Annotated in this window: 23 protein-coding genes; 18 read left to right on the top strand and 5 right to left on the bottom strand. The window is 54.6% G+C overall.

Annotation, left to right across the window (positions count from 1 at the left end):
• Nucleotides 1-147: 147 nt before the first annotated feature.
• Nucleotides 148-543: a DUF6220 domain-containing protein gene (locus tag MHM97_RS21170; RefSeq protein ID WP_239325355.1), complete on the bottom strand. Its 396-nt coding sequence runs from the start codon at nt 541-543 to the stop codon at nt 148-150.
• 3 nt (nt 544-546) lie between these two features.
• Nucleotides 547-1131 (bottom strand): NAD(P)H-dependent oxidoreductase, encoded by a 585-nt coding sequence (locus tag MHM97_RS21175; protein ID WP_239325357.1) that lies wholly within the window; start codon nt 1129-1131, stop codon nt 547-549.
• Nucleotides 1132-1225: 94 nt separating this feature from the next.
• On the opposite strand from MHM97_RS21175, the gene MHM97_RS21180 reads away from it, so the two are divergent.
• The gene (locus tag MHM97_RS21180; RefSeq protein WP_239325359.1) at nt 1226-2209 is read left to right on the top strand and encodes a LysR family transcriptional regulator; all 984 of its coding nucleotides are present in this window, start codon (nt 1226-1228) and stop codon (nt 2207-2209) included.
• Between the two features lie 133 nt (nt 2210-2342).
• Here the strand turns inward: MHM97_RS21180 and MHM97_RS21185 are convergent, their stop codons facing one another.
• Nucleotides 2343-3707, bottom strand: coding sequence for an adenylate/guanylate cyclase domain-containing protein (locus tag MHM97_RS21185; protein ID WP_239325361.1), 1365 nt, complete (start codon nt 3705-3707; stop codon nt 2343-2345).
• A gap of 745 nt (nt 3708-4452) precedes the next feature.
• On the opposite strand from MHM97_RS21185, the gene MHM97_RS21190 reads away from it, so the two are divergent.
• From MHM97_RS21190 to MHM97_RS21220, 7 genes are all read left to right on the top strand, one after another.
• Entirely contained in the window at nt 4453-5331 is an 879-nt protein-coding gene (locus tag MHM97_RS21190; RefSeq protein ID WP_239325363.1) for a LysR family transcriptional regulator, read from the top strand.
• A 1132-nt stretch (nt 5332-6463) separates the two neighbouring features.
• Entirely contained in the window at nt 6464-8527 is a 2064-nt protein-coding gene (locus tag MHM97_RS21195) for a prolyl oligopeptidase family serine peptidase (protein ID WP_239325365.1), read from the top strand.
• Nucleotides 8528-8650: 123 nt separating this feature from the next.
• The gene (locus MHM97_RS21200) at nt 8651-9676 is read left to right on the top strand and encodes an alpha/beta hydrolase (RefSeq protein ID WP_239325366.1); all 1026 of its coding nucleotides are present in this window, start codon (nt 8651-8653) and stop codon (nt 9674-9676) included.
• A 369-nt stretch (nt 9677-10045) separates the two neighbouring features.
• Nucleotides 10046-10966 carry a CPBP family intramembrane glutamic endopeptidase gene (locus tag MHM97_RS21205; RefSeq protein ID WP_239325367.1) on the top strand — a complete coding sequence of 307 codons (921 nt, stop codon included), beginning with the start codon at nt 10046-10048 and terminating at the stop codon, nt 10964-10966.
• Between the two features lie 303 nt (nt 10967-11269).
• Nucleotides 11270-11944, top strand: a complete 675-nt coding sequence (locus MHM97_RS21210) for a response regulator transcription factor (RefSeq protein WP_239325368.1) — start codon at nt 11270-11272, stop codon at nt 11942-11944.
• Nucleotides 11941-13257 (top strand): sensor histidine kinase, encoded by a 1317-nt coding sequence (locus tag MHM97_RS21215; protein WP_239325369.1) that lies wholly within the window; start codon nt 11941-11943, stop codon nt 13255-13257. The genes MHM97_RS21210 and MHM97_RS21215 overlap by 4 nt, the downstream gene beginning before the upstream one ends.
• A gap of 399 nt (nt 13258-13656) precedes the next feature.
• Nucleotides 13657-14592 (top strand): alpha/beta hydrolase, encoded by a 936-nt coding sequence (locus tag MHM97_RS21220; RefSeq protein WP_239325370.1) that lies wholly within the window; start codon nt 13657-13659, stop codon nt 14590-14592.
• 143 nt (nt 14593-14735) lie between these two features.
• Here the strand turns inward: MHM97_RS21220 and MHM97_RS21225 are convergent.
• Nucleotides 14736-15838, bottom strand: a protein-coding gene (locus MHM97_RS21225) for an IS3 family transposase (protein WP_239325371.1) whose coding sequence is annotated in 2 segments (ribosomal slippage) — nt 14736-15577 and nt 15577-15838 — 1104 coding nt in all. Because the reading frame shifts where the segments join, the coding sequence is not laid out codon by codon here.
• Nucleotides 15839-16085: 247 nt separating this feature from the next.
• Here MHM97_RS21225 and MHM97_RS21230 point away from each other — a divergent pair.
• Nucleotides 16086-16313 carry a hypothetical protein gene (locus tag MHM97_RS21230; protein ID WP_239325372.1) on the top strand — a complete coding sequence of 76 codons (228 nt, stop codon included), beginning with the start codon at nt 16086-16088 and terminating at the stop codon, nt 16311-16313.
• 193 nt (nt 16314-16506) lie between these two features.
• Nucleotides 16507-17133 carry a hypothetical protein gene (locus MHM97_RS21235; protein ID WP_239325373.1) on the top strand — a complete coding sequence of 209 codons (627 nt, stop codon included), beginning with the start codon at nt 16507-16509 and terminating at the stop codon, nt 17131-17133.
• Between the two features lie 2 nt (nt 17134-17135).
• On the opposite strand, the gene MHM97_RS22925 is transcribed toward MHM97_RS21235, so the two are convergent.
• Nucleotides 17136-17906 carry a class I SAM-dependent methyltransferase gene (locus tag MHM97_RS22925; protein WP_370645782.1) on the bottom strand — a complete coding sequence of 257 codons (771 nt, stop codon included), beginning with the start codon at nt 17904-17906 and terminating at the stop codon, nt 17136-17138.
• A gap of 34 nt (nt 17907-17940) precedes the next feature.
• Between MHM97_RS22925 and MHM97_RS21240 the strand changes: the two genes are divergently transcribed.
• The 8 genes from MHM97_RS21240 (at nt 17941) to MHM97_RS21275 (ending at nt 24347) form a co-directional block, all read left to right on the top strand.
• On the top strand, nt 17941-18369 hold the full coding sequence (locus MHM97_RS21240; protein WP_239325374.1) for a hypothetical protein: 429 nt from the start codon (nt 17941-17943) through the stop codon (nt 18367-18369).
• Nucleotides 18370-18376: 7 nt separating this feature from the next.
• Nucleotides 18377-19732, top strand: a complete 1356-nt coding sequence (locus tag MHM97_RS21245) for a sensor histidine kinase (protein WP_239325375.1) — start codon at nt 18377-18379, stop codon at nt 19730-19732.
• Nucleotides 19733-20685: 953 nt separating this feature from the next.
• Entirely contained in the window at nt 20686-21054 is a 369-nt protein-coding gene (locus tag MHM97_RS21250; protein WP_239325377.1) for a hypothetical protein, read from the top strand.
• Nucleotides 21055-21111: 57 nt separating this feature from the next.
• Complete coding sequence (gene traL, locus MHM97_RS21255; protein ID WP_239325379.1) at nt 21112-21399, top strand: type IV conjugative transfer system protein TraL; 288 nt, start codon at nt 21112-21114, stop codon at nt 21397-21399.
• Nucleotides 21396-21953: a type IV conjugative transfer system protein TraE gene (locus MHM97_RS21260; RefSeq protein ID WP_239325381.1), complete on the top strand. Its 558-nt coding sequence runs from the start codon at nt 21396-21398 to the stop codon at nt 21951-21953. Before traL ends, MHM97_RS21260 begins: the two co-directional genes overlap by 4 nt.
• Nucleotides 21954-21961: 8 nt before the next feature.
• Nucleotides 21962-22681: a TraK domain-containing protein gene (locus MHM97_RS21265; RefSeq protein WP_239325383.1), complete on the top strand. Its 720-nt coding sequence runs from the start codon at nt 21962-21964 to the stop codon at nt 22679-22681.
• The gene (locus MHM97_RS21270; RefSeq protein ID WP_239325385.1) at nt 22681-23961 is read left to right on the top strand and encodes a TrbI/VirB10 family protein; all 1281 of its coding nucleotides are present in this window, start codon (nt 22681-22683) and stop codon (nt 23959-23961) included. Before MHM97_RS21265 ends, MHM97_RS21270 begins: the two co-directional genes overlap by 1 nt.
• Complete coding sequence (locus MHM97_RS21275; RefSeq protein WP_239325395.1) at nt 23958-24347, top strand: TraV family lipoprotein; 390 nt, start codon at nt 23958-23960, stop codon at nt 24345-24347. The genes MHM97_RS21270 and MHM97_RS21275 overlap by 4 nt, the downstream gene beginning before the upstream one ends.
• The last annotated feature ends 77 nt before the right edge of the window (nt 24348-24424 follow it).

Below are 24424 nucleotides of genomic sequence, written 5' to 3' on the forward strand. Positions count from 1 at the left end.
TCTCGTGATCCAAAACCAGCCGCACCGCTCTCGCGCGCAGTTCTTCTCGATAACGTCTTCCGTTCTTCGTCTTTCCCATGACCCAGTATCCTTACTTCTGGGTCTCCGGCAAACAAGGGGCGGTTCAGAGGCGTTCTTACGACCTCATCAGTGAAGAGCATTTCGACGTTCCACCTTAGCGAGAATGACTAACGCCAAAGTTAATAGAAGAGCGCCATTGAAAGGATGGATGGCAAGTGCGCTAGTGTTGTCGATAGCTAGCACGACCTGTGTAATGTATAGGATAAGCGTAAGACCTGCCCACCAACAGAAGCCGCGCAGTCGCGCAACAGCAAACGCGCTGCCGACAAGCGCAAATACGGGCAATCCGACAATCCCACCAACAAGGCCGTGAAATTCCCAGGACATGCCGCCGAAGAGGGCTAGCCCAGCGAGCAGAAACTGTGCGCCAAGTAGTGCCGGAAGGGTACGCGCTGACCACAGAAAGAGAGCTGGAGTCCCTTGCTCAAGGTCCTTGAGTGTGTCGTGTTTCAGGGCATCCATGGCTCAAATGGTCTCCGAATTGCGGGATTGAGTTGAAGTGACGGTGATGAAGTCTGACAGTGCGCGACAATACTCTTTAGCCGCAGTTGAAAGAGCCTGGTCTGAGAGCCGGTCGGCCTCGAAGACCAGATAAGGTTTGTGCCAAGGCAGGCCGCAGCGATGTGCAGTGGCTCTTAGCGGAGTAAGGATTTCGTCAACCGTGAAGTGGTTTTGTCCTCCGCGCGTGTAGGCTGCGGGGAAGTTTCCGGCAGTCGCTGCGACCATAATGGGAGTTCCAACCAAACGATCACCCTCGGCCTCGCGTTCAATGTAATACATGCGGGTCAAGACTGCATCTTGCCACTCCTTCAGCAGCGAGGGTGTGGAATACCACTGAATTGGGAACTGCAGAACTATCCGCTCGGCTTTAAGCAGCATCTGCGCGTCCCGCGCCGCTTCACCAAAGAGTTCGATGCGGGCTTCGGGATATCGTGCCTGCATGTCGATTACTTCGACATCCTGCAAAGTTCGGGCCGCTTCGGCGAGCGCTGAGTTGGCCCTCGATGCGGCAAGGTCTCGATGAAAGACAAGAATCAGAGTTCCGGGCATCGTGGTCTCCTATGCTTCTGCGGAATTGCTTCGTTGTTAGGAGCCCACAAGAAATTACTCCAATCGATTTACGTTCTTTGCTATTATCGATGTCATGAATTTAAGAGCTGTCGACCTCAATCTTCTCGTGATCCTGGATGTACTGCTGGACGAAGCGCATGTCAGTCGCGCGGCGAAGAGACTAAACTTGTCCCAGCCGGCGGTTTCTGCTGCTTTGCAACGCTGTCGGCATCTTTTGGACGATGAACTATTGGATCGAGGGCGTGGGGCAATGCATCGCACGCCACGTGCAGATGCATTGCGTGGTCCATTGAAGTCGCTTCTTGCTGGAGTGCAGGACCTTATCGAACCTGATGAGGTTCCTCTGTCTGAGTTACGTAGGGTCATTCGTATAACCGCTGCGGACCTTCCGACAGCAACACTCGCTGGGCCGCTTTTAGAGACTCTTGGGAAGACCGCGCCGCATATTACAGTCGTGTTCCAGCCTTGGCATGGGGCTGACGCGGCCGCAGCTGCGCTGCGCAATGGCGACACAGATATGGCGATCTCCGTCTTTGACCAAAATGATAAAGATATCGATCGCCTCGTACTGTTAGAAGAAACCTACGTGGTTGCGATGCGTATCGATCATCCTGCAGCCGAAAAGTTCGACATAGACGCTTGGCTTGCTTGGCCGCATATAGTGGTTTCCGGCCGAGGTGAAATGCGTACGCCTCTTGATACCCAGTTGTCTGCATTGGGTCGCCAGCGTAGGGTCGGCTTGGTAGTGCCCTCGTTTCAACTTGTGCCAGACCTTCTCGAGCGCACCTTTCTGTTGTCTCTTATCCCAAAGCAAAGCCTAAATTGCTATCCCAATAATGCCCTTCTGATGCGGGAGCCTCCCATTCCGGTCACAGGGTTTCCGTTACACCTCGCTTGGCACAGCAGGCAGTCATCAGATAAGGGGTTGAGACATCTGATTACTGAAATAGCTGCATTATTCAGCACGAGCAATGCGCTGAATCGCAAACTCGTGCGGCCAGAAACTAGGATTTTCAACAACCTTCGCGATATTGAGCATTTTTTGCCACCGAACTGATGCAGGTTAAAGCGACGATGAATCCTTGTGTTTCTGAGATCCGATTTCATGCTGAATCAAAATTTAGAATGCCTCAAGCTTCTAAATGTCCCATTTAAGAATGTTCTTGGTTTGGTTTGTTTTTCTTTATTCGCTAGAGGCTTGCGATCTTTTGTGAGGGATCATTTGAAGAAGGTAAGCCAAGGCATCGGATCCTGATATCTCCTTTTCGACCTCGTACTTTGCAGGTTTGAAGTTCAGAAAAAGCCAACAAGACATCGTCTATCTTAGGGTCTTCGTTTCTAGCCGCAAGAATAGCTGCTTCGCTAACAACAACCTCAACGCCTAGCTCTCGTGTGAGCCTTTCGAGCCGAGTGGCGACATTTACCGTGTCGCCGATTATTGCAAACTCCAGTCTTTGCTCGTTGCCGATGTTTCCAATCATCACAATTCCTTCATGAACTCCTATTCCAATTCTCACCGCAACATTCTCCAAAATTTTTCTAGATGTGTTCCAGTCTTCCACCGCTTCGATCATCTCACGGGCGCACCGAATTGCGTTTCCGGCATCGCGGCTGCCGGAAACTGGCGCGCCAAAAATAGCGAGAACGCCGTCTCCGAGATACTTGTCCACTGTTCCGCCGTGGCGGAATATCACTTCATTCATCAGCCCATGGAATGTGCGAACGAATGAAAAAATTTCCTGGGGTGAGGCTTGCTCTGTTATTTCTGTAAATGAGAAAATGTCAACAACTAGGATGGTAGCGCATTTTTGTTGTGGTTCGTCGAATGCTGAAGGGCTGTTCGCAAGGTGCTCGACTATCTCTGAAGGGAAATGTCGTGCTAAGTTTCGCTTTGCTTGTGTGGCCTCAACTTTTCCAATCAACAATCGTCTGGAACGTACGACTGCAAACGAGAGCATTACCGTGACAATCAACATCAATGCGACTTCGTTCATCCATTGAAGGACACTGAGATAGTAGGGACTCAAGAACTCATCGAGACCTGGGAGGTTCTTGTCGGTCGAAAGAACAGTGTCATCTCGGGAGAAGATCCAAGCTACGCCCGCACTCCACATTATGGCACAGGAAAAACCAGCCCAAAGCATCCTCATCGGGGAAAAGCTAAATGCGGCTGCACCAAGTAGGATGAAGAAGTAGAGGAAGTTGTGGAATCGCAAATTGAGCTGCACTGGATGTGAAGATTCTAGAAGCGGGTTTGGGAAAATTAGGAGGTACGTCAAGAGGGCGGCATCTAAGAAATGGAGCGAAATGTAGGATAGGACTTTCCGCTTCCTGTCAGCTCCCCAAATAATTGGAATGAAGCCGAATGAAATAAATGCTGCGATGAAGGTTAGGTAGTAAAGAACTCGCAGGTGTGGAATGGAGAAAACAAGCCACACCGCAACGACCAAAAGCGTATAAATGCGCACTTTAATCTCAAAGCGGTCGTTTGCAGACTCCTCTTTTGCTATGACGTCCCAGTGATTTTCTGAATTATTTTTCGCGGTGTTTTTCATGTGTTTCAGTCTTCGCCATTGGAGCCCTTTGGGCATTGGGAATCATATTTCGCGTATTGAGATTGGGTGACTTGACAAGAGATATAGCCTTGGTGGCCGTGGTTTGTTTCTGCTTCTTGATGTTAATTTAGCCACATAACGGCACATGCATAGTAGTGAGAAGTTGTCTTTTGTTGTAGTTCAGGTGGCGAGCGGGGAAATTCTAAAATGACTAGCTTCAAGAAGTTTTTATAGTGTTAGGCCTTTAATTTCTTTCTTGGGCGGACTGCAGTGAAGTAGGCTGGGCGCAATATTCAAAGATTTGTTCTGATTGCTTTTCTTAGCGTGATTTTCAGGTTCCAGCTCAATGAGCTGCGGAACGGCGCTGAATTCGAAAAAGTTCTACCGAGGTTTCACGATCAACCTTCGCTTTTTTCGTCGATGCTTGGAGCGAAGAAACGCGAGGGATACAAGGTTGGCCTTGCTCGCCAACAAGAAAGTTCTTTCTTGCGTGGCACGCGCTGTCTGAAGCGATGCCTTTAAGAAGTTGAAGTCGATATCTTCCAGTGCCTGAATTGCAACTTCAGCGAACTTCCTTTGGGAATATTTGCCTACACCTTTTGTCATGATAGCAGCTAGACCGTTGTGGATCATGGCTTTGCCTTTTTTACACTTTCGAGAGTCATGATGGACTTGTTTCGTCGTCCACGGTATTGCTTTATTCCTGTTGGGGCTGGTTAGCGTTGCTTTACAAAGTGAGTGTGCCATGGATCTGAATCTGCTGACCCTCTTGCTCGCTGTTGCAGAGGAGAGCAACTTTCGAGCGGCCGCCGAACGGCTCGGCGTCACGCGTTCCGCAGTAAGTCAGGGTGTCCGTCGTCTTGAGGACGCTTTGGGTATTCAACTTGTCATGCGCACAACTCGTTCAGTCCGTCTGACAGAAGCTGGGGAGCGGCTGGTCGAGAGTCTTCGCGGTCCGTTGGAAGCTGTACAGAGCGCAATTGAAGCCCGCGAAGACGCGCCGCGTGGCAGGCTGAGGCTCGCCGTAACATCAATTGCCGAGGACTTTTTATCTGGGCCACTTCTTGCGCGTTTTGCCGAGGCCTACCCTCAGATCACGGTAGATGTGACCGTGACGGACGAAGAATTCGATATCGTGGAACGTGGTTATGATGCGGGGGTGCGGTTGGGCGAAGTCATCGAGCAGGACATGATCGCAGTTCCTGTTGGAGGCCCGCAACGCGAAGTCGCGGCAGCCTCGCCAACCTACCTGGCGCGACATGGCGTGCCGGATCATCCTCGAGACCTTCTGAGCCATCGGTGCATCGGTTGGCGGCCGGCGCCCAATACGGCGCCTTGGCGGTGGGAGTTTGAAACAGACGGCGAACCTTTCGACGTTATGGTGAATCCACAAATCACAACCAACGACCTCCGATTGATGTTGCGGACAGCACTGGCAGATGGCGGGATCACTTTCGCGCCGTGGGACTGCATGCAGGTACATTTCGCTGATGGCACGTTGATTCCGCTGCTGGAGGACTATCTGCCGCCCTTCGCAGGGTTCTATCTCTACTTTTCACAGCGCCAGAACATGGCACCGAAACTTCGCGCATTAATCGATCATGTACGACGCTGGAGACGTTGAGTAAGGCGCTGGGTCGTAGGGCTCGTATCCCCGGAAATTGCTATGTTAATGGCGAGGACGTTGATAGCCCTCGCCGCACCGAAATGTTCACGACCTCGGTGGTTCATTTGTAGGAGTTAGCCCCCCACCTGCCGTTCCAAGAGGGTCCCGTTCAAAGGTTCGAAATAACCGGTCACCAATCCGGGATCGCTTAAAGCCCGAAGGGTGGGGTCTGATGGGTTGGTCCAGAGTTTTTTTCACGGCTCCATGTTCACGCAATCTTCGCAGGCAACTTGCACCGCGACGGAGGTTCGCTGCGATGCGGACCGACGCCGAAAACAGGCACACAGAAGTCCGAAAGGAAAAAGGGATGCAAGTTAACTCCTTGTCACACGCTCGTCGAAGGACGGCGCGCCTCTTCGTCTTAGCAGCAATCACAGCCCTGATGGCTGGATGTATGCAGGACGATGGCTCTGCTTTGGAAAGGGCGCAATTGCAGAACCTTACTAGCGAAACCGCGCTCAATGCCCAGATCATGTCCGATCGGGCACGTGAGCAACGCTGCAACCGCGACCCGCAGCGGAAAGAGTGCTGACACCGTCAGGTTCCTCGGCGTGATCCAGCCAATTCGACTGCGCTGCAGGGGCGATCCTGCGTCGCAAAGGGCTGGATCATGCCTGTCTGAGGGCGAGAACGCCTACGCTGACTTTCGCAGCGCGTCGCGTTGCCGAGGGCCATGACTTAAATCTGAACAAAACGCGCACAGGATCGTTCCACGAAAAGTAACGGTCAACATACCACCCAGCGCCGCTGCGACGGTCCTAGAGGCGTCCTCTACATCACTGAAAGGGGCGTTCCAGATGTAGCATGCCGAGCTGTCAGCGCTTCTACGACACGCCTCATCTGGGATGCCGCCGGAAGGCGGCCGTGACCATGTGGAGCCAGCGCTAACCTGCTGGCCACCCAGGAGAAAGAAAGCAACACCATGACATCAATAGGAACACTTCCCGCCGGGCAAAGATCCACCAGTCCTTTGCCCACAGAGGTGGCCGAGCACGAGGGGCGTTTGTCGATGCATATGAGTCGTCTTAGCGTCGCCGTCACGGCGCTGCTCCTATCTATCCCCGCGGCCCTGGCAGAGGAGGCTTTGCCGATGACCTATCCAGACACACGCCAGACCGACACCGCAGAGGTCCAATTCGGCGTCACTGTTGCAGATCCCTTCCGCTGGCTCGAAAACGACCCCCGCAAGGATCCCGAAGTGGCGCAATGGATCGAAAAGCAAAACGCAGTTTCCGAGCCCTACCTGGCGGGTCTCCCGGGCCGAGATGTCTTTCATCGCCAGCTGACGGCCATGTTTGACCACGAAACACTGACCCCGCCGATCGAGCGTGGCGGCCTATACTTTTTTACTCGCAGCGGTGGTCTCGATAATCAGGCGCAGCTTATGCTGCGCGAGGGGAATGATGGCGCCGATCGTGTCTTGATCGACCCCAATAGCTGGTCCGGCGACGGCACCGTGGCCCTCGCGGAATGGGCCGCCTCCGCGGATGGCGCCTTTGTCGCCTTTGCGATCCAGGACGGCGGATCGGATTGGCGGACGATCCAGGTGATCAACAGCGCTACAGGGGAGATCCTGGCCGACCGGGTCGAATGGGCGCGTTTCACCGCTATCGCCTGGCATCCGGATGGATCCGGTTTTTATTACTCCCGCTTCCCCGAGCCCGAGGCGGGCACGGATTTCAATGCCAGCATCGAAGGCCATGCGGTCTATTTCCATCGGATCGGAACCCCGCAGTCGGACGATCGGCTGGTTCACGCGCCGACACCGGGGCGCGCGCTGCTACACACGGTCGATGTCACGCCGGATGGCCGCTATCTGCTTGTCTATACCTCCGCTCTGACCGGAGGCGTGGCGGTGACGGTGACGGATCTCGCCTTCGCCGACCCCGCGCCACGGACACTTGTGGAAAGCCATGACGACATGTGGGTCTTGTTGGGCAACAGCGGCACCGAACTGCTCTTCTCGACGCAGAAGGATGCGCCGCGGGGCCGGGTCGTCAAAATCGATCTTGCAGAGGCGCAGCCCGCCTTCTCCGAACTGATCCCGGAGCGGCCGGATGCCGTGTTGCGCGCCGGCGGCTCCGCCGTACTCGGCGACAGGATCCTCCTTTCCTATACCGTGGATGTGCAATCGCAGGTCGAACTTTACCGGCTGGACGGAACGCTGGACGGGACCGTGCCGCTCCCGGGCCCCGGGAGTACCGGCATCGTCCGCGGCAAACCCGGCGGAAACGAGGCCTTCTTTGCCTTTACCAGCTATGATGCGCCGCTGACCGTGCTGCGTCTGGACGTGGATGCCAAACGCACGACGGTCTGGGCCGAGCCCAAGATCGCGATCGACCTCGACACCGTCGTCGTTGAGCCGCAGTTCTATACTTCGAAGGATGGCACGCGGGTGCCGCTCTTTGTTGTCCGGCGCGAGGACATCGATGGTCCGGCCCCGACGATGCTCAATGCCTATGGCGGGTTCGGGATCAGCATGATCCCGCATTTCTCGCCGGCTGCGATGGCCTGGGTCGAGATGGGCGGCGTCTATGCGCTGGCAAACATTCGTGGCGGGGGCGAATACGGGCAGGCCTGGCACCATGCCGGTCGACGCGACAACAAGCAGAACGTGTTCGACGACTTCATCGCCGCCGGTGAATATCTGATCGATCAGGGCATCACGCCTGCGGATGGATTGGCGATCCACGGAGAGTCTAACGGTGGTCTGCTGGTCGGCGCAGTCGTTAATCAACGGCCGGACCTCTTTGCGGCCGCCCTGCCGGGGGTCGGGGTTCTCGACATGCTGCGGTTCGATCGCTTCACGAGCGGCGCCACCTGGGTCGAGGAATTCGGCAGCCCCGCCGTGGAGGACGACTTTCACACTCTGCGTTCCTATTCGCCCCTTCACACGATCGATGCCGATGCGCGCTACCCGGCAATTCTGGTCACCACGGCGGATACGGACAACAGGGTCGTTCCGGCCCATTCCTTCAAATACACGGCCGCGCTTCAGGCCGCAGACATCGGCGACCGGCCGCATCTGTTGCGGGTGGAAACCCGCGCGGGTCACGGGGCCGGAAAACCGACCCATATGGTCATCGACGAGTTCTCCGATATGTGGGCCTTTGCCGCTTACTGGACCGGGCTCACGCCGGCCGAGCGGGACTGAGAGAGCCCCCCACCAGGGGTTTCGGTGGGGGAGACCACAGAAAAGACCGATCGGCTGAATTGGTCGGTCGGATGTCACCGAAAGAACATGGAAACCACAACAAACGCGAGGACTGAGGCCACCATGGACGACACACAGCAATCCGCAGTAATGACCGGCGTCAGGCTCGACGAGCGTGTCGTTCCGGTGCCAGGATCGATCAGCCCTGCCGCGCAATTGATCCTGCACGGGGCCGTGCGCGAGGACGGCGTTCCGCATAATGCCCTATACGAGATGCCAAGTCCGCAGGACCATGATGCATGGCGCAGTCTCAAGCAATCGGCTGACGCGCATTACGCACCCAGGTTGAGGTCCATCAGGGCGGAGGCCTCCGCGCAGGCCGTCGTTGCTCGGATCGGATCCGCGACCGTGCATATCGCAACGCCAGCTAAGGGCGAAGCCAGCGATTTTGTCTACATCGACCTTCACGGAGGCGCTTTTGTGTTTGGCGGCGGGGAAGCATGTCGAGACAGCGCCCGCGCCATGGCCGATTTCCACGGGATCCGATGTTACGGGGTCGACTATCGCATGCCGCCTGATCACCCTTTTCCAGCCGCTCTCGACGATTGCCTGAGTGTCTATCGCTATGCGGCAGAGAACCATGGTGCCGATCGCATCATCCTTGGTGGTCGGTCTGCCGGTGGCAATCTGGCGCTTGCAACCGTGTTTCGCGCGCAGGACGAAGGGTTGGTGCTGCCGGCCTCTGTCATCCTGCTCTCACCGGAAGTCGACCTGACGGAGTCGGGAGACAGCTTCTCTGCGAACAGGACGTTGGACGTGAACCTGCCAAACCCTTTGATGTCGGCAAACCTGCTTTACGCGAATGGCGCGGATCTGGCGCATCCCTATCTGTCGCCGCTTTTTGGTGAATTCACAAAAGAATTTCCGCCGACATTCATCCAGAGCGGCACCCGAGACCTCTTTTTGTCGAATGCGGTTCGCCTGCATAGGAAGCTGTGCAGAGCCTCGGTTCTCACGGAATTGCATGTCTTCGAGGCCATGCCACATGGCGGATTTGGCGGCACGGAAGAGGACGACGAAATCGCAACGGCAGTGTTCCGTTTCCTGCGCGCCAACCTCCGCGGTCTACCGGGGTGTTCACCGGGTTGATGTTGGTGCCAAGCCGCGGCTTCGGGTAGTTGTCGATCCCTCCGCCCTGTTTCCACGCGCATGGAACGTTCCGCGACTGCTGGACCCGCCTCTGCGAAAAAGGTCGGGTGCCAGAATGCCCGGCCCGGATCCTCGCCGAACGGTCTTGGCTCGCGCATCCCCCCCGGATTTTCATCCGCGCAGAGGGCGGAACAATGGGGGCGCATCAATCTGTTCGTTCCTTCGATGCGACATCATCGACATCATCCAAAACGAGCGACGACAGCACATGCCGCGATATGCGCGTCTTGCGTCGGCGGCAGAAACGAAAGGAAGAAAATGCGCGGCACTATTGATTGCTGGCTGCTGAGATCCGACAGGATTGTCCCCATGCAAGGGGTTCCGGCAGAGGTGGAATATCACCGCGTCTATGCGGGCGAGAAACGGCAAATTCTCCGCGGCATCGCGGCGATTGTCCTCCTTGTGGCGGGGCTCATCGTCTTTGCGCAACTGTGCCAGGCCGCCGCCTCGATGATCGACACCGGGTTCCTTGGGCGGACCGGCCTCTCCCCGCTGACACAGGCCGCCGGAGCTTTCTCCCTGGCGCTGCTCATCCCCTACAGCATGCTGCTGCAACGATCGCTCTACGGTCAGCCCGCCGGATCCCTGCATTCGGTCGCTGGGCATTTTCGCTTTGGGGTGTTCGGCCGCTCTTTGCTTGCCTTCGGCCCCTTCCTCCTCATCGTCATGTCGGTCGGATTTCTCTTCACGCCCGATGACACGATCCCCTGGAACACCGCCGATCTTGTTGCGTATTTCGTCATCTCCATGACCATGATCCCGCTAGCGGCGGCCGGAGAGGAATACGGGTTTCGAGGCCTGATGTTTCGCGTTCTCGGCGGCTGGACGCGCGGATCTCTGCCGGGTGCGATCCTCGGGATCACCGTCACCACTGTCTTGTTCTCGCTTCTTCATGGCAGCCTAGACCCTTACATTCTCGGCTCCTATCTCGTGCTGTTTGGCGCGATGGCCATCATAACCTGGAGGACGGGCGGCCTCGAGGTCGCCGTTGTGCTGCATGGCGTGTACAACGTCAGCGCGCTTAGCCTTGCCAACACGCTCCACCTCGACGTGGGAGGCGACCTGAGCAGCCGCAGCGAAATCGCGGGGACGCCGGCCAACCTGGTGCCGAGCGCTGGACTCGCGGTCATCACCGCGATTGTCTGGTGGACAACGCGAAAATCCGGCCCTGCGCTCACACCGGAGTCCGGATACGCAGACTCTGTTCCTGGGGTCTCCGACGATGCGTGAGGCATACGGAGTTCAAAAATGTGAGCTGATCCTGAAGAGGCTTTTTTTGAACTGACATCCCCCTTTGCCGGAGAGAAGCGTTAAAGTCGATGTTTCCATGGCTTGTGAAATGCCAGTTCTATGAAAAATCCAAATGGAATGCATTTCCGACGTACTCGACCGCATCCTCGAGGAAGAACAGACGGACGGTGGGAGTTAAGCAGCATGTTGCTTGTCACAACAAAGGGCGCTGGACAAATCCAGTGTCGACTTGTCCTACATAACTAATGCCCCCCTAGGCCCCGGAAAATCGAAGGATTAGACTTGAAAATCCTGTTGGTAGAAGACGAGCAGGGACTTGCGGAATCTCTTCGCGATGTCCTGCAGCGCGAGAGGTTCATCACCGATCATGCGGACAGGCTTGAAGCTGCCCGTGAAGCCGTACGTCTTGTCCCGTACGACCTCGTGCTGCTGGACAGGACTTTGCCCGACGGCGATGGCCTTTCGCTGATCCCGCTGCTTCGGTCTAGCAATGCCGGTATCCATGTTATTGTTCTCAGCGCCCGCAACAGGATAGATGACCGGATCGCGGGCCTTGACGGCGGGGCTGACGACTACCTGACCAAGCCTTTCTCGATCGACGAGATGCTTGCGCGCATCCGGGCGGTTCGGCGAAGGCCCATCGAATTGCTCAGCGAGGAGATCCGTGCCGGTTCTCTGGTCTTCGACCTTTTGCACGAAGAGGTTACGGTGGACGGTTTGAGGATTGATATCCCACGAAGGGAACTTCGGGTTCTGGCGGCGTTGATCAAACGCCGTGGCCGAACCGTGCCGCGCGAAGCGTTGGAGAATGCGGTTTTTGGTTTCGACGATGAAATTCAGTCGAATACATTGGACTCGCACATTTCCAGGCTGCGCCGTCGGCTGAACTCCGTGCAGGCGCGGATCGAAATTCATGCGATCCGCGGGGTTGGCTATCTTCTTCGAGAGGCTATGTGAAAGCTCGTCCGTCGCTGAAACGGCCCCTGATCGTCTATCCGCTGGTCGTTCAATTTATTACACTTCTAGTCGCATTTGCCATCCTAATCGCTGTTGCGATCCGGATCGATGCGGGTGGTCCTTACTCCGACGAACAGATCATCGAGATTTTCGCCGGCGCCACCTCGCGTGATGAGGCGGGTCAGCTCATCGTTTCGATGACCCCGGAATTGAACGAGCTGCGCGAGACCTCGCCCGATCTGTGGTTTGTGGCAGAGGACGACGACGGACAGAGCGTGACATTCGGACCTGTACCCGATCACTTCGAATCCCTGATTGGGCGGCTGAGCGATATCTCCTACGGGCAGCTGCGGGATCGTGCTGAACCCTATAATCTGGCGGCTGTGATCCGCAGAGAGACGACCGCGATTGGGGCTGTAACCATTCTTGGCCATGGGGCACTCTCGGAACTCAACTTCCTGCTTATTTTTGCCACCAATACGATCATCCTGCCGATCTTTTTGATGCTGACCTTGATGTCGGTCCTATTCACCCCTTGGATCGTGAAACGGTCGCTCGCCGGTGTGGACCGTATCGCACGGGAAGCCGAGAGCATCGACGCGGAGCGCCGGGGGCGACGCCTCAGCGAGACCCACGTTCCGATCGAGATCGCCCCGCTTGTGCGCGCCGTGAACGAGGCGCTACGCCGTCTTGACGAGGGGCACGAACGCCAAGGTCGTTTCATCGCATCAGCCTCCCACGAGCTGCGCACGCCCATCGCCGTTCTGTCGAGCAAGGTCTATGCCTCCGAAATCGAGGCCATTCGTGCGCTTGCGCCGGATGTGCAGAGGCTCGCGACTATGACTGAACAGCTTCTCGATCTACAGCGTCTGGATAACAACCGGAACGACGCGGTGCTTGACCTCGCGGCGATCGCGCGGCGGGTGGCCGGAGATATGGCACCGTTGGTCATTGCGGGCGGCAGTTCGATCGAGGTCGATGTTTTAAGCAGCGAGGCCTGCACCGGGGACGAGGCTGCGTTGGAACGTGTGCTCATGAACCTAGTACAGAATGCGGTCGAGCACGGGGGAACGCATATCATCGTACGGGTAGTAGGGGCCGTCTTAGAGGTGGAAGACGATGGGCCGGGGATTCCCATCCAAGAGCGCGACCGGGTGTTCGAGCCCTTCCACCGTCTGCAACCGCGCGCCACCGGAAGCGGGCTCGGTTTGAATCTGGTGAAGGAAGTGGTCGTGCGGCATCGCGGAGAAGTGACGATCTGCGATGCCGCGGGTGGCGGTACCATCTTCCGTGTCGAACTCGGCTCTTCCTGAGGGCGGCAACGCTCCCACGGCCCGAGATTGCAACGTCGCAAATCGCCTCTCCATTCCTCGAGTGCAACATACTTTGGAACCATACTAAGCAGGGGATGCGCATCATGATCCGCGCGGGCGGTCGCCAAATTGCGCACCCAGGAGACGATGAAACTGCAGGGAAGTCATTGATTGCAAATGCGTTCACAAATTTTCCGATGCTGCCATGTTTGCGCAATCTTTCATCGGCATCCTTAGGGCAGGGGGCTGAACCCATTAGCGAATGACACAGATCAAGGATCTTGAGCGGTGCGGAGCATTTTGTCCAACAAGCGTGGCTTATTGCTCTTGGTTCTATCTATATCCGCTACAAGTTTGATTGTGAGTGGTGAAACCGGTCCAAGGGGAGTTGTGGAAGAGATGCAGCTGGTTCATGAGGAGTTGATCGCGGCCGGTCCGGCTGGCTCACTTGCAGGCACCTTGACCATGCCGGCCGAGGCTCACATGCTGGACGAGGACGTTCCCGTGCTCCTGTTCGTGCCAGGGTCGGGGCCGACCGATCGGCACGGTAACTCGCCTCTCGGGGTTTCGGCAGCGCCTTACCGATTGCTTGCAGAGGCGCTGGCCGCACAGGGCTACCCGTCGCTGCGGATCGATAAGCGCGGCATGTTTGGTTCTGCAAGTGCGATCCCGGACCCAAATGACGTCACGATTGCGGCCTATGAGGAGGACCTTGTCTCTTGGGCGAAGGCCATTCAGGGTCGGTTGCCGGTGACAGGCGGCACGCGCTGTGTGATCCCGGTCGGGCACAGTGAAGGCGGGCTGGTCGCCTTGTCTGCCATGGCGAATATGACAAACCCATGCGGGTTGGTTTTGATTGCAAGCCCTGGCAGACCACTCGACGCCGTTATTCGCGAGCAACTGCACGCCAATCCTGCCAATGCGCCGTTTCTTGACGAGGCGGGTGTGGCACTGGCGGCGCTGAAACGCGGTCAGCAGATCGATCCACTTAGTTTACGTCCTGAGTTGCGGACACTTTTCGCGGCACAGGTTCAAGGCTACCTGATTGACGCTTTCTCTCACGATCCGGTTGAGCTGGCGGCACAAATCGACGTTCCCATGCTCGTCGTTCAAGGCACTCGCGACCTTCAGGTCAGAGATGTAGACGCTGTGATGCTGGCTGAGGCCAACCCGCGCTCAAAGCTGGCCTTGCTTCCAGAGGTCAACCATGTGCTCAAGATCGTTGCATCCGAAGATCCGCAGGAAAATCTTACAACTTATGGTGATCCGAACCTTCCAATCGCTCGGACCGCTGTAGATGCTGTGTCGCAATTCCTCTATCAACTCTCAAGGTAAGGCTCGATCGATTGTTGATTAGCCATAGAGAATGAGGTTGCTTATGGCGTTTACATAGGTCGTCAAGATATTAAGCGACGTCCTATTGTATTGCTGTGCTACCGGAAGTGTCCCCACTCGGGGCTAGATTTTCCGACCTTTGATCACACAGACGGGCTGGATGCGTCTGGCAATTTCATGAGCGCTGCTGGAACCTTGTTCCCAATGGCGCTGTGCGGTCTTTCTTCGTTGTAGTCTCTACGCCAAGCCTCCAACTTTTCGGCGGTATCTTCAAGACCCATGAACCAATGCGCGTTCAGGCATTCAGATCGGAGTTTGCTGTTGAACGCCTCAATGTAGGCATTGTCGGTCGGCTTTCCCGGCCTTGAGAAGTCCAGCGTGACCCCCCGTTGGTAGGCCCAAAGATCCATGTCACGAGAGACAAATTCGCTGCCATTATCGACCCTGATTGTCTTGGGATAGCCGATCTTGCGGCAGATGCGGTCCAAAGTCATCACGACGTCTTCGCCCTTGTAGCTAAACCGGGCGTCCAGCACAGGCACGTAGCGAGAGAAGGTGTCGACGACCGTGAGTATGCGTATCTTCCGACCCGTTGCCAGTTGGTCATGCACAAAGTCCATCGCCCAAACATCATTTGGGTACACGGCCTCTTCGCGATCTTCCCGAAGCTTCGCCTTTACACGCCGTTTGGGTGTCTTGTTGCGCAGCTGCATGCCCAATTCTTTGTAAACACGATAGGTTTTCTTTGCATTGATCTCCCAACCCTCCCGACGCAGAAGCACATGGATGCGCCGATAACCAAACCGCACGCGTGTCTCACAAATCTCCTTGATCCGCGGTTCCAACGCGGCCTGGTCGCGTCGACGAAATTTGTACCGATACGTCCGAGGATCGAACCGGATAAGCTCACAAGCCTTCCGGATCGATACCCTCCAATCAGCCCTGATCTCGTCGACCAGCGTTCTCTTGCGAGCAGGCCTCAGAGCTTTCGCTTGATGACGTCCTGAAGCATTTCTTTGTCCAGAGCCAGATCTGCGACGATCTTCTTCAGCCGTCTGTTCTCGTCTTCCAGTTCACGCAACTTCTTCATGTCCGTCGGCAACATCCCGGCGTACTTCTTCTTCCAATTGAAGTACGTCGCTTGGCTAATCCCAGCCTTCCGACAAATCTCAGCAACCGGAGTTCCTTTTTCGCCTTGCTTGATGATGAACGCCTTCTGCGCGTCAGTGAATTTGGATGCTTTCATCGTCATCCGCTCCTCTCCCAGCCAAGAGAAATCTAGCGGAAAACTCTAACCTTAAACGAGGACGTTTTCAGGGATCACAGCACCCCAATGAACCCAAATATAACTGAACAGGAAGTTGCCGGTGCCACGTCTTTTCTGACCAGCATGTTGAAAACCATCTACGACATTGAAAACGTCGCTTCCTAGCGGTTACGAGGAGGGGGCCGTTGATAAACACGTGCGAGCTTCAATAAACAAGGCTAACAAGATGACTGATTTCCTTATGACCTTCGATGCGGAGCCTCCTCATGGCGAGCACGAGGCTCATTTTCGACGTGGGTATCACCATGGAGCTGTTGCCATCGTTGAGGCCCTGAAAGAGGGCGTGACAATCGATGAACTGGATGCGTTTGTTAACGCTGAATTGCGAGCATGGAGGGAAGATCATAGCGTTCCATCGTTTCCCCCAGAACCAAACGCGAGCAACAAGGTTTGAATCCTGATGACCTGTTAGCAAATCATGTAGTGTTCACAAGTTATCAAACTAAGAGCGTTGATGAATATCTAAGGATAGCTGGTCAGATCGCCTATCAATTCTTGAATTGAGGCTTCAGATTCTGTTTTTTGATTGATCCGAAAATCTAGTCGACTATAGAAATAGATTCTGCATGCCCGCTTAAGGTAGTGAAATGAAGAAAGTTCTACTTCTGGAAGATGAGGGCATTCTGAGACATGCCATCGCAATGAGTGTACAAACGCTTTTTGGTGAGGCAGAGGTTTTTAGCTTCAACAGGTACGACGGCCTCCAATCAACTTTCAGTGCAGATACTAGGATCTCAATGCAAGATTTTGATTGCGCTCTGCTCGACCCAGGTGTTCCTCCTGTTTCCCCAGTTTCGAGTCCTCACGCATTTGAAGAACGTATTGATATGATTTCTTCTATTATTTCTGATTTAAGGAGAGATTGCAGCATACTCGTGCTGACCGGATCGTACAATGAGGCGGAGGCAAGGGTCATGATGCAAATGGGAGTTTCGAAATACCTTTCGAAAGATAGCTTGGATCTTATGCAACTACGTGATCATATCGACACGGCCTCATCCCCTCAGGTAGTCGGCCCAGATACCGAGCTCAGGGCAGAGAGGTTTTTTAGTGGACTAACAGAGAAAGAGCGGATTGGACTAGCTGTTCATCAAAAAATATATGATGAAGAACTTGTTTCCAGAGCCTTAGACCTAGATGTCGATAGCATCCGTCGATATGTCACAAGAGCGAAGAAGCGTGAGCGCAATCTAAAATCCGAACCTTGTCGATAATCTCAGTTACGCTCACATAGTACTGCAGACTCAATTTCCGATAGGAATCCTTCTGATGGATTTCCTAAATAGTGAACTCCTGGGCTGAAGGTCTTTATACCCGGAAACAGTTGGTTTAGTGACGCCTTCGAGAAGGCGTGTATATGCCCGTTTCGTGGCCCCATCCACCAGTTCTCGTGTTCAGTCGCTTCTGGAAGGAGTAGAGTAGTCACCACAAGATCAGCGCCTCTACCCGCATGCTGAAGCAGTGTCTCCGCTGCCACCCACGGATTGGGGACGTGTTCGAGCACTTCAATGCAAAGAAGCAAGTCGAATTTGTCGCTTGAGACCAATGGTTTTGTAGTCATTGGATCAAACGCGATCGATTCCATACCAGATGTCGACAAGATCTTGGACAGGAGACCTGATCCCGACCCATAGTCGAGCACTTTTTTTGAGCTTTCATAGAACCTCTCTACTGCAGCTGCAGTCGCAATTGGTCTTCGCTCAAGGTAAGCTGGATCGTGGACATGGTATTGATCGTTATATATTTCTTCCCTGAAACGCTCGTGTGTCCATTCATCGAAATAGTCCGTGGATACATGCCCACATGAACTACACTCACCATATACTACCAATTCCCCATCAGTATCTTCTATGGGACTCCCAAACCTTACACCGCAAGAGTGGTTCGAGGACCGGCTCAATACCGGACTACTCTGGCTTGAACACACTGGACATCGCATAGTACGATTCTTCCACTGCTCCACCATTTCGAGAGTTTTTTCTAACATGCTTAGGATCTTAAGTGCTCTAGCTATAGCATTGATGCCATTGAATACTTTAAGGGCGTCGGAGAACGTATCCACCGTTTTAGTGGGTGACACAAGTTACACCATCGATCAACTAGAGAGCGAATTTGATCAAGTAACGATCCGCACTGTGTCTACATGGACCCAAGATAGGATCATTGAGTATACTGGCCCTGCGTTGCTCGACGTTGCTGACAAGTCAGGGCTTGCTGGTCAACCAGGGCTGAAGCTAACTGCTGCAGATGAGTATTCTGTCACAGTGCCGAGAGATGAAGCGGAGCTGTATCAACCGATTATAGCTATCAGTGTTGATGGCCAACGGATCGGCTTTGAAGAGAAAGGTCCGGCTCGAATGGTATGGCCGAGGTCTCAATATCCAGACGAGATTGGTGCCGCTCAAGATGGCTATTGGCTGTGGTATTTGATTTCCGTTAGTAAAAACTGATTTGTTGATGCAGGGGTTTCTTCGGCTTGCACTTTATGGTGTCGTCGCGTCGTCCTTTTCGCTCATGATGTTGGTTGGTCACGATTGGTATCGCCAACTCAACCAGATCGATGAACAACAAGAGCAGATTGCAGAACTCGGCCGTTCTTATGGCGAAGTTATGTGGCGTGTTACCTCTGCTCGCCGCTGGTGGCTGGAGTATAATCAACAAGTACAGATAGGTTACTTGACTGGTAGATCTTCCTCGCACCTTGGCTTTTCTCAGCGGTATCAGTTTTTTAAACAGAATCTCACCGATGCTCAGGCTTTGGAAGGCGATGTGATCGAGATTGCTCAAGAGGCGATCGATCAGCTGACCAGTGTCCTTGCTAGAACCGAAGCTTTACATAGGGAGGTGCTTAAGAGTCCACGCATTACAGCTGAACTTCGTACTCAGTCTGAGAGCATTGAGAAGGAGGTGGTTTCTCTTGCGGCCACTCTCGGTACATTTCAGCACGTCTATTTTGGCCCCTTGAAGCTCCAAGCGCCCATCAAGCGAGACTTGATGCTTCGTTCACTGTTCTTCCTCTGTTTATTAATCGTGTTGGCCATCAGTTCCATCGCTATTTATAGGCGCGGAATTATTCAAGAAGAGCGTGCAAGACAAACAAAATTAGAAGCGCTGGGATCTCTAGCGGCTGGATACAGTCATGCGATTTCATCTATAGTTGGTGGTCTTCAGATCATCCTTGACACACTCAGAGTGAGTCCAAGAAACCAACGAGACCTGGATGCTTTTCAACAGTTCGAAATTGGCATCGAGAGAATGCGTAGCCTTAACGTCAATCTGACTCTCATCGCCCGAGGACACCCAATAAACGATTCACTGAGTTCGTTGCAGGATACATTGGAGCTTTGTGTGAGCTCGCCAGAGAACCAAGATCAAGCCACTACATATCATCTTGATATTTCGCATCAGGCTTCAGAGCTTCTTGTCCCCAAACTTGCTATTTCTACAATAATAACAGAGTTGTTGAATAATTCTAAGCACCACGTTCGCCCTATTTTACCGCCTTGCGTATGGATCAAATCCGAAGTTACTGCTCAGTCTGATCTACAAATAAGGGTTTCAGATAATGGTGTTGGCATACCCCCTCAGAACATCTCCAAGGTCCTCGATCCTTTCTTTTCTACTTCAGGTGAGGGACACGCTGGCCTTGGCTTGACCAGTATAAAGTCAATGGTTGAAGCCATGGGTGGAACCATCTTGATTACATCACGCTCAGGTGGGGAAGGAACGATGGTCTCAATCATCTTACCTTTGCAGAATGGAACGGTCTTCCCCCCGCGCATGGGAAAGAAATCTGTTCCAAACCCTAGGTGACGGACAAGTTGTCCCTAGATTTGGAAACTCAACCTAGGGCAGATCTCTACGAACAAACTCGCCTCAATGATTTTGCGCGTTTGAGTTACGTTAGAGAAGGAACCTGCACAGATGTGCAAATTCGATGAACTGAATAATCACCCACACGTTAACGTTGTCGACTATCTCGTTTCTGATGAGACAACCACCTCTCTGACAGACAAGCTTCTTGGTACTAGTCGCGTCGTAGGGATCTGTTGTCTTGCGCCCAGTTCACACGATCCGGAACTGCGTTGAAAATTTGGGATAGTCGTTATACTACTTTCGACACTTTACTAAATCGTCAGAAGTAGTATAACGACCACAAGCACGCTTTGCGGGCATAGTAATTACTGTATGAAGTCGTCCCATGGTGGGCCGACATATACCGATAGAAAGACATCAATCTTTGATCACTGAGAGCGGAGTTAGACAACTTCGTGAGAGTGGCACTGATTTTCGCTGTCGGTACGATTTGGTGAAGTTCGGCTCCCATGGGAAACCGATTTATATCTGCATCATTCTCGTTTCTGGAGAGGAGCGCGTGCTTATCTCTGAGCGCGCCACGTCTAGTGGTGTCAAAGCCAGAGAATTTGCCATATGGCCCGGCCTGTTCAACTTTCATCTTGAACATGGCGACGGTACGTCTCTTACATTCCACGACGATCTCACCATCTCGTCTGAGCTTTCTGGGGCAACAGTCCGCGGACTACTCAAGACTGAGCCCTAATCAATCAGTCCATCACGATTTTTCACTGTATGCCAGCTCGCAATTCGAGCGGGGCATCTGCGTTGAGTTTGCTCACTTACTTCGGAAGCTGAGCTCAATCGCATCGCTATTTCTTATCCGGTTTCTCCCCGCTTCGGGGTGAAAACCCTGCGGCTAGGGACCGCAGGGTAATTTTGTGCATCAATATTCGAAAGGAACGAGGGACATGCACGTCAAAAATAAACTGAAGGCGGGCGCAGCCGCAGTTGTCGCACTTGCGCTCACAAGCACTTCCGCCATGGCGGCAGGCTCGGACACCGGCGTGGAAGCTGGCTTCTTTGCGATTGCAACGGATTTTTCCACAATCCTTGCCGGCGCCGGTGGCTATCTGGTGTTGATCATCTCGGTTGCCATCGCGGCCGTCACCCTTGCTGTGAGCGGTCGCTGGACCAATGTCGCTGTTGCACTCGGTGTATCGGTGTTCCTTGGCTACGGTGTCACGACACTTACCAGCCTCGGCGGCGTGACAGCCAGCACCGACCTCTTGGCGCAGACGTCCATCGACGCAACTGCATCGCAGGCCACCACTCTGTAAGCGCCAAGCGGCTCCCGTGCTTTTGCGCGGGAGCCACCTTCTGCAACAGGAGCAGGCATGACCAAGGTTGTAAAAGTAGAGCAGCGGTTGCAGGATCCGCCGCAGTTTTTCTTCTTTCCTGCTGATGAGGCGATGGCGGCGGTTTTCCCGTTCATGATGGGATTTGTCACCAATCACGTCTTTGGTGGCATCATCGCTGGGATCATTCTGTATTTCCTATGGAAACGAGTGAAGGGGGAGCGCGGCCTTCATGGTCTTCTCGCCTTGATCTACTGGATCGTTCCGATGGAGCTCAGTATGTTCCGCTCGTTCCCTGACAGTGCTGTCTGCACTTGGAGGGCATGATGAACTTCCAGGCTATGGATAAATCTCTGCGCCAATCTCGCCGCGCTGTTCTTGTTCTTGGTGGCGTTTCGGCTGCGCTCGTTGCGTCCGTTTTGTTTCTGTCCGCCAAGATGTATAGCCAATCTAATCAAGTGGTTCTTGTACCTACTGTCGTTAGTGATGGCATGGTCGCACGGGGAGCGGTTGATAAGGGCTACGTCGAAGCTCTGGCCCTGGATGCTGTTTATTCGATGTATAACAGCTCCCCTAAGAACCTCTCCTATGGGCGCAGTGTCCTGGAGCGCCTGAGCGGCCCCGCTGAACGCGCGTCGATCCTCGACAACTATGACCGGATCGCCAAGGACATTACCGAGCGCAAGATCTCAACAGTCTTCTTTCCACGGAAGATTGAACACAATTTTGCAGAGTACGAGGTCGTAGTTGAAGGCGATCTCGTGACCTACCTCGAAACGACTCAAGTCACCCGCGAAGACCGCCGGATTCTCGTCCGGTTCAAACCGCAAGCTGGGTCAGTACGCCTTGCTGCGATTGGAAAGATTTCAGCGGAGGAGTGAACCAAACAATGCTGAAGAAACTGAAACTGGCTGCGGTGCTCGCAGCCGGGCTGGCCTCGGCTTGCCCGTCGTATGCTGCAGATCAGCGCTTTACCGTCAAGGAAGACGGTCTTGTGCGGTTCAAAGCCTCTGTCACAGGGATCACCCGCGTCAGTGTCGTTGGGGATAGGATCTCTTCTATCGTCAATGACAATGAGTCCTCAGTCTACCAGGTGCGCAACGACGAAAAGACCGGCGACATCTTCCTGAAATATGCCGGATCAGATGAGATGCCCTCGAAAGAAGGCGGCTATCTGGTCACGGAAAAGGGCTACACCGTCGCCTATGAAATCTTGCCCATCAGGTCCAGCACTCAGACTGCGCTGATCACTGTACGCGGCTCTTCACCGGAACCTCAAACTGCCTCTGGCGGGGCAGGGGGCGGATTTGCGGAAACCTCCTTTGGAGGTGGCGACGGCTTCGTTGAGCAGCTGACCTCTGCGACCCGAGACACCATCCGCAGCAAGATCAGAAGTCCGCTCCCTAAAGGGGGAAATAACGGCGCTTTGATTTCCACCCATCGGATCGGGGAGCTGGTCGGTGAGGTGCGAGTTGCCGCCGCTGGCAAGTCTGCTCGTCAGGTTCGTGAGCAAGAGTTTTATCGCTCTGGCGTTCTTTCGGTTTGGGTCCAGAAGAAGAGCCTTGCCGCGGGCGAGCGCTCCTGGGTCGTTGTTGTGAGGTCGAAGTAATGGCTGAGACGAACCGCAAGAAGAACCAGATCGTTGCACTCTCCATCATCGGTGGTGTTGTGGTCATCGGCTTCGTCGCTCTCGGCACCGTCATGAATAGCGGCCCGAACACAGCTGGTCTGCCCAACCGCGCATCCCCGACCATTGATGAAACCATTATTTCTGACCGCACGTCTTCTGCGTCCCCTGAGATGTCGTGGATTACCACTGGCCGCATCGAAATGGAGCGCCTGAAGAAAGAGACCGAGGAGCTAAGAGATCTTGTTGATCAGGCTCGTCGTGACTCAGAAAAAAAGGCTGAGGCCATTCGTCTTGAGTATGACGAGCAGCTTATCCAGCAGGCGGAAAAGATCGCCCAGCTCGAAGCGGAACGTGCGAACGCTGCACCAGCTGCTCCCGCATCTGGTGCGGTGGACACTCTCAATGCTGCTGCCCAGGCCCCCGGCAACCAACTGCCTCTGACTGCGCCACCTGCTGAGAGCGGTCCCGGAAGCGATTTTGTGCGCCGCAGCCCTCTGTCTCGAACACCGGCACGTCGCACCCAGCCCGAACAGACGCAGGAAGCTGGCGGAGGAATTGGCAGCTTTGGTCATAGCTTCACCCTTGCAGCTGTCGAACAGCCAGAGCAGGAGGATCGGGAGATCCGTCGTCTGGGGAACTACCTTCCCTCGGGAAGCTATGCCCCTGCAGTCGTTCTCTCTGGTGCAGATGCGGCCACTAATGTCTCCAATCGAGACAACCCCATTCCCGTACTGTTTCGCATCACTGGCCCTGCTGTCACAGCGGCTCTCGGCACGCGCCGTGCTGCACGGGTGAACCTCAAAGGCTGTACTGTTCAAGGCTCTGCGACTGGTGATCTTTCATCTGAGCGGGTGAAGGTGCGGCTTATCTCGATGACCTGTGTGAATGGGCGCGGTGAGATTTTGGAGACCAAAGTCTCCGGCTACATGGCTGGCTCGGGTAAAGAGGGGGTGCGCGGTCATGTTGTGAGCCGTGAGGGGCCGGCCGTCACCAATGCAATGATCGCAGGTGCTCTTGGCGGCCTTGGCAAGGGTATCAGTGCAGCTGGTAACGCCTCGATCTCGCAAGAGAATGCCTCTGTCGATCAAATCCTGCGCGGTGCTGGTGTTGGAACGCTGGCCGGTGGCGCAGAAAACGCGGCTACGACGCTGGCCGATTATTACGTGAAACGAGCCGAGCAGTATCAGCCAATCGTCTCCCTCTACGGCGGGACGAAGGTCGAGCTTGTGTTCCTTGAAGGTGTGGAGCTGGGCCAATGAAAACCATTGCTGCTTTGATTTTTGCAACGATTGTCACAGGGTGTGTCGCTTCAAATACAGACAAAGACTTTCTGTGTGAGGCTCAAGCGGGATCTCCTTGCACCACGATTTCAGCGGTGGATGGGACTGGTGCTGCTGGTGTCACGTCCATCCAGGAGCGCCCTGAAGACACTGCCGTAAAAAGCCTCGCTCAGAACCCTTTGTTCACAGGTAAGGGCGCTGTGACTGGCCTGCCGGATGGGGGCTTTCCCTATAACGCGGCCGCTTACCGCTCTCCCGAAGTTGTTGGCACGCTCTGGATTGCCCCGCTCCTCGATGAAAGCGGCATCATGCATGAAGCCCGCTTCGTCCACTTCGTCATCCAAGAAGGAAAGTGGCGGCAGTAATGGGCGGTCAGAAGAAGTGTCCCAAGGCCGAACGCATGGCCGAAATCCGTACAGCCCGCAGGGAAGAGGATTTCTCT

This window comes from Epibacterium sp. Ofav1-8 (assembly GCF_022348185.1).
In the GTDB taxonomy this organism is placed as follows: Bacteria; Pseudomonadota; Alphaproteobacteria; order Rhodobacterales; family Rhodobacteraceae; genus Epibacterium.

Bases quoted from the DNA above. Each gene is read 5' to 3' on its own strand.
- MHM97_RS21230 (WP_239325372.1), top strand. From the start codon at position 16,086: ATGACTGATTTCCTTATGACCTTCGATGCGGAGCCTCCTCATGGCGAG.
- MHM97_RS21180 (WP_239325359.1), top strand. From the start codon at position 1,226: ATGAATTTAAGAGCTGTCGACCTCAATCTTCTCGTGATCCTGGATGTA.
- MHM97_RS21175 (WP_239325357.1), bottom strand. From the start codon at position 1,131: ATGCCCGGAACTCTGATTCTTGTCTTTCATCGAGACCTTGCCGCATCG.
- MHM97_RS21185 (WP_239325361.1), bottom strand. From the start codon at position 3,707: ATGAAAAACACCGCGAAAAATAATTCAGAAAATCACTGGGACGTCATA.
- MHM97_RS21220 (WP_239325370.1), top strand. From the start codon at position 13,657: ATGCAGCTGGTTCATGAGGAGTTGATCGCGGCCGGTCCGGCTGGCTCA.
- MHM97_RS21195 (WP_239325365.1), top strand. From the start codon at position 6,464: ATGACCTATCCAGACACACGCCAGACCGACACCGCAGAGGTCCAATTC.
- MHM97_RS21270 (WP_239325385.1), top strand. From the start codon at position 22,681: ATGGCTGAGACGAACCGCAAGAAGAACCAGATCGTTGCACTCTCCATC.
- MHM97_RS21245 (WP_239325375.1), top strand. From the start codon at position 18,377: ATGCAGGGGTTTCTTCGGCTTGCACTTTATGGTGTCGTCGCGTCGTCC.
- MHM97_RS21200 (WP_239325366.1), top strand. From the start codon at position 8,651: ATGGACGACACACAGCAATCCGCAGTAATGACCGGCGTCAGGCTCGAC.
- MHM97_RS21260 (WP_239325381.1), top strand. From the start codon at position 21,396: ATGATGAACTTCCAGGCTATGGATAAATCTCTGCGCCAATCTCGCCGC.
- MHM97_RS21250 (WP_239325377.1), top strand. From the start codon at position 20,686: ATGCACGTCAAAAATAAACTGAAGGCGGGCGCAGCCGCAGTTGTCGCA.
- MHM97_RS22925 (WP_370645782.1), bottom strand. From the start codon at position 17,906: ATGTTAGAAAAAACTCTCGAAATGGTGGAGCAGTGGAAGAATCGTACT.
- MHM97_RS21170 (WP_239325355.1), bottom strand. From the start codon at position 543: ATGGATGCCCTGAAACACGACACACTCAAGGACCTTGAGCAAGGGACT.
- MHM97_RS21275 (WP_239325395.1), top strand. From the start codon at position 23,958: ATGAAAACCATTGCTGCTTTGATTTTTGCAACGATTGTCACAGGGTGT.
- MHM97_RS21265 (WP_239325383.1), top strand. From the start codon at position 21,962: ATGCTGAAGAAACTGAAACTGGCTGCGGTGCTCGCAGCCGGGCTGGCC.
- MHM97_RS21190 (WP_239325363.1), top strand. From the start codon at position 4,453: ATGGATCTGAATCTGCTGACCCTCTTGCTCGCTGTTGCAGAGGAGAGC.
- MHM97_RS21235 (WP_239325373.1), top strand. From the start codon at position 16,507: ATGAAGAAAGTTCTACTTCTGGAAGATGAGGGCATTCTGAGACATGCC.
- MHM97_RS21205 (WP_239325367.1), top strand. From the start codon at position 10,046: ATGCAAGGGGTTCCGGCAGAGGTGGAATATCACCGCGTCTATGCGGGC.
- traL (WP_239325379.1), top strand. From the start codon at position 21,112: ATGACCAAGGTTGTAAAAGTAGAGCAGCGGTTGCAGGATCCGCCGCAG.
- MHM97_RS21240 (WP_239325374.1), top strand. From the start codon at position 17,941: ATGCCATTGAATACTTTAAGGGCGTCGGAGAACGTATCCACCGTTTTA.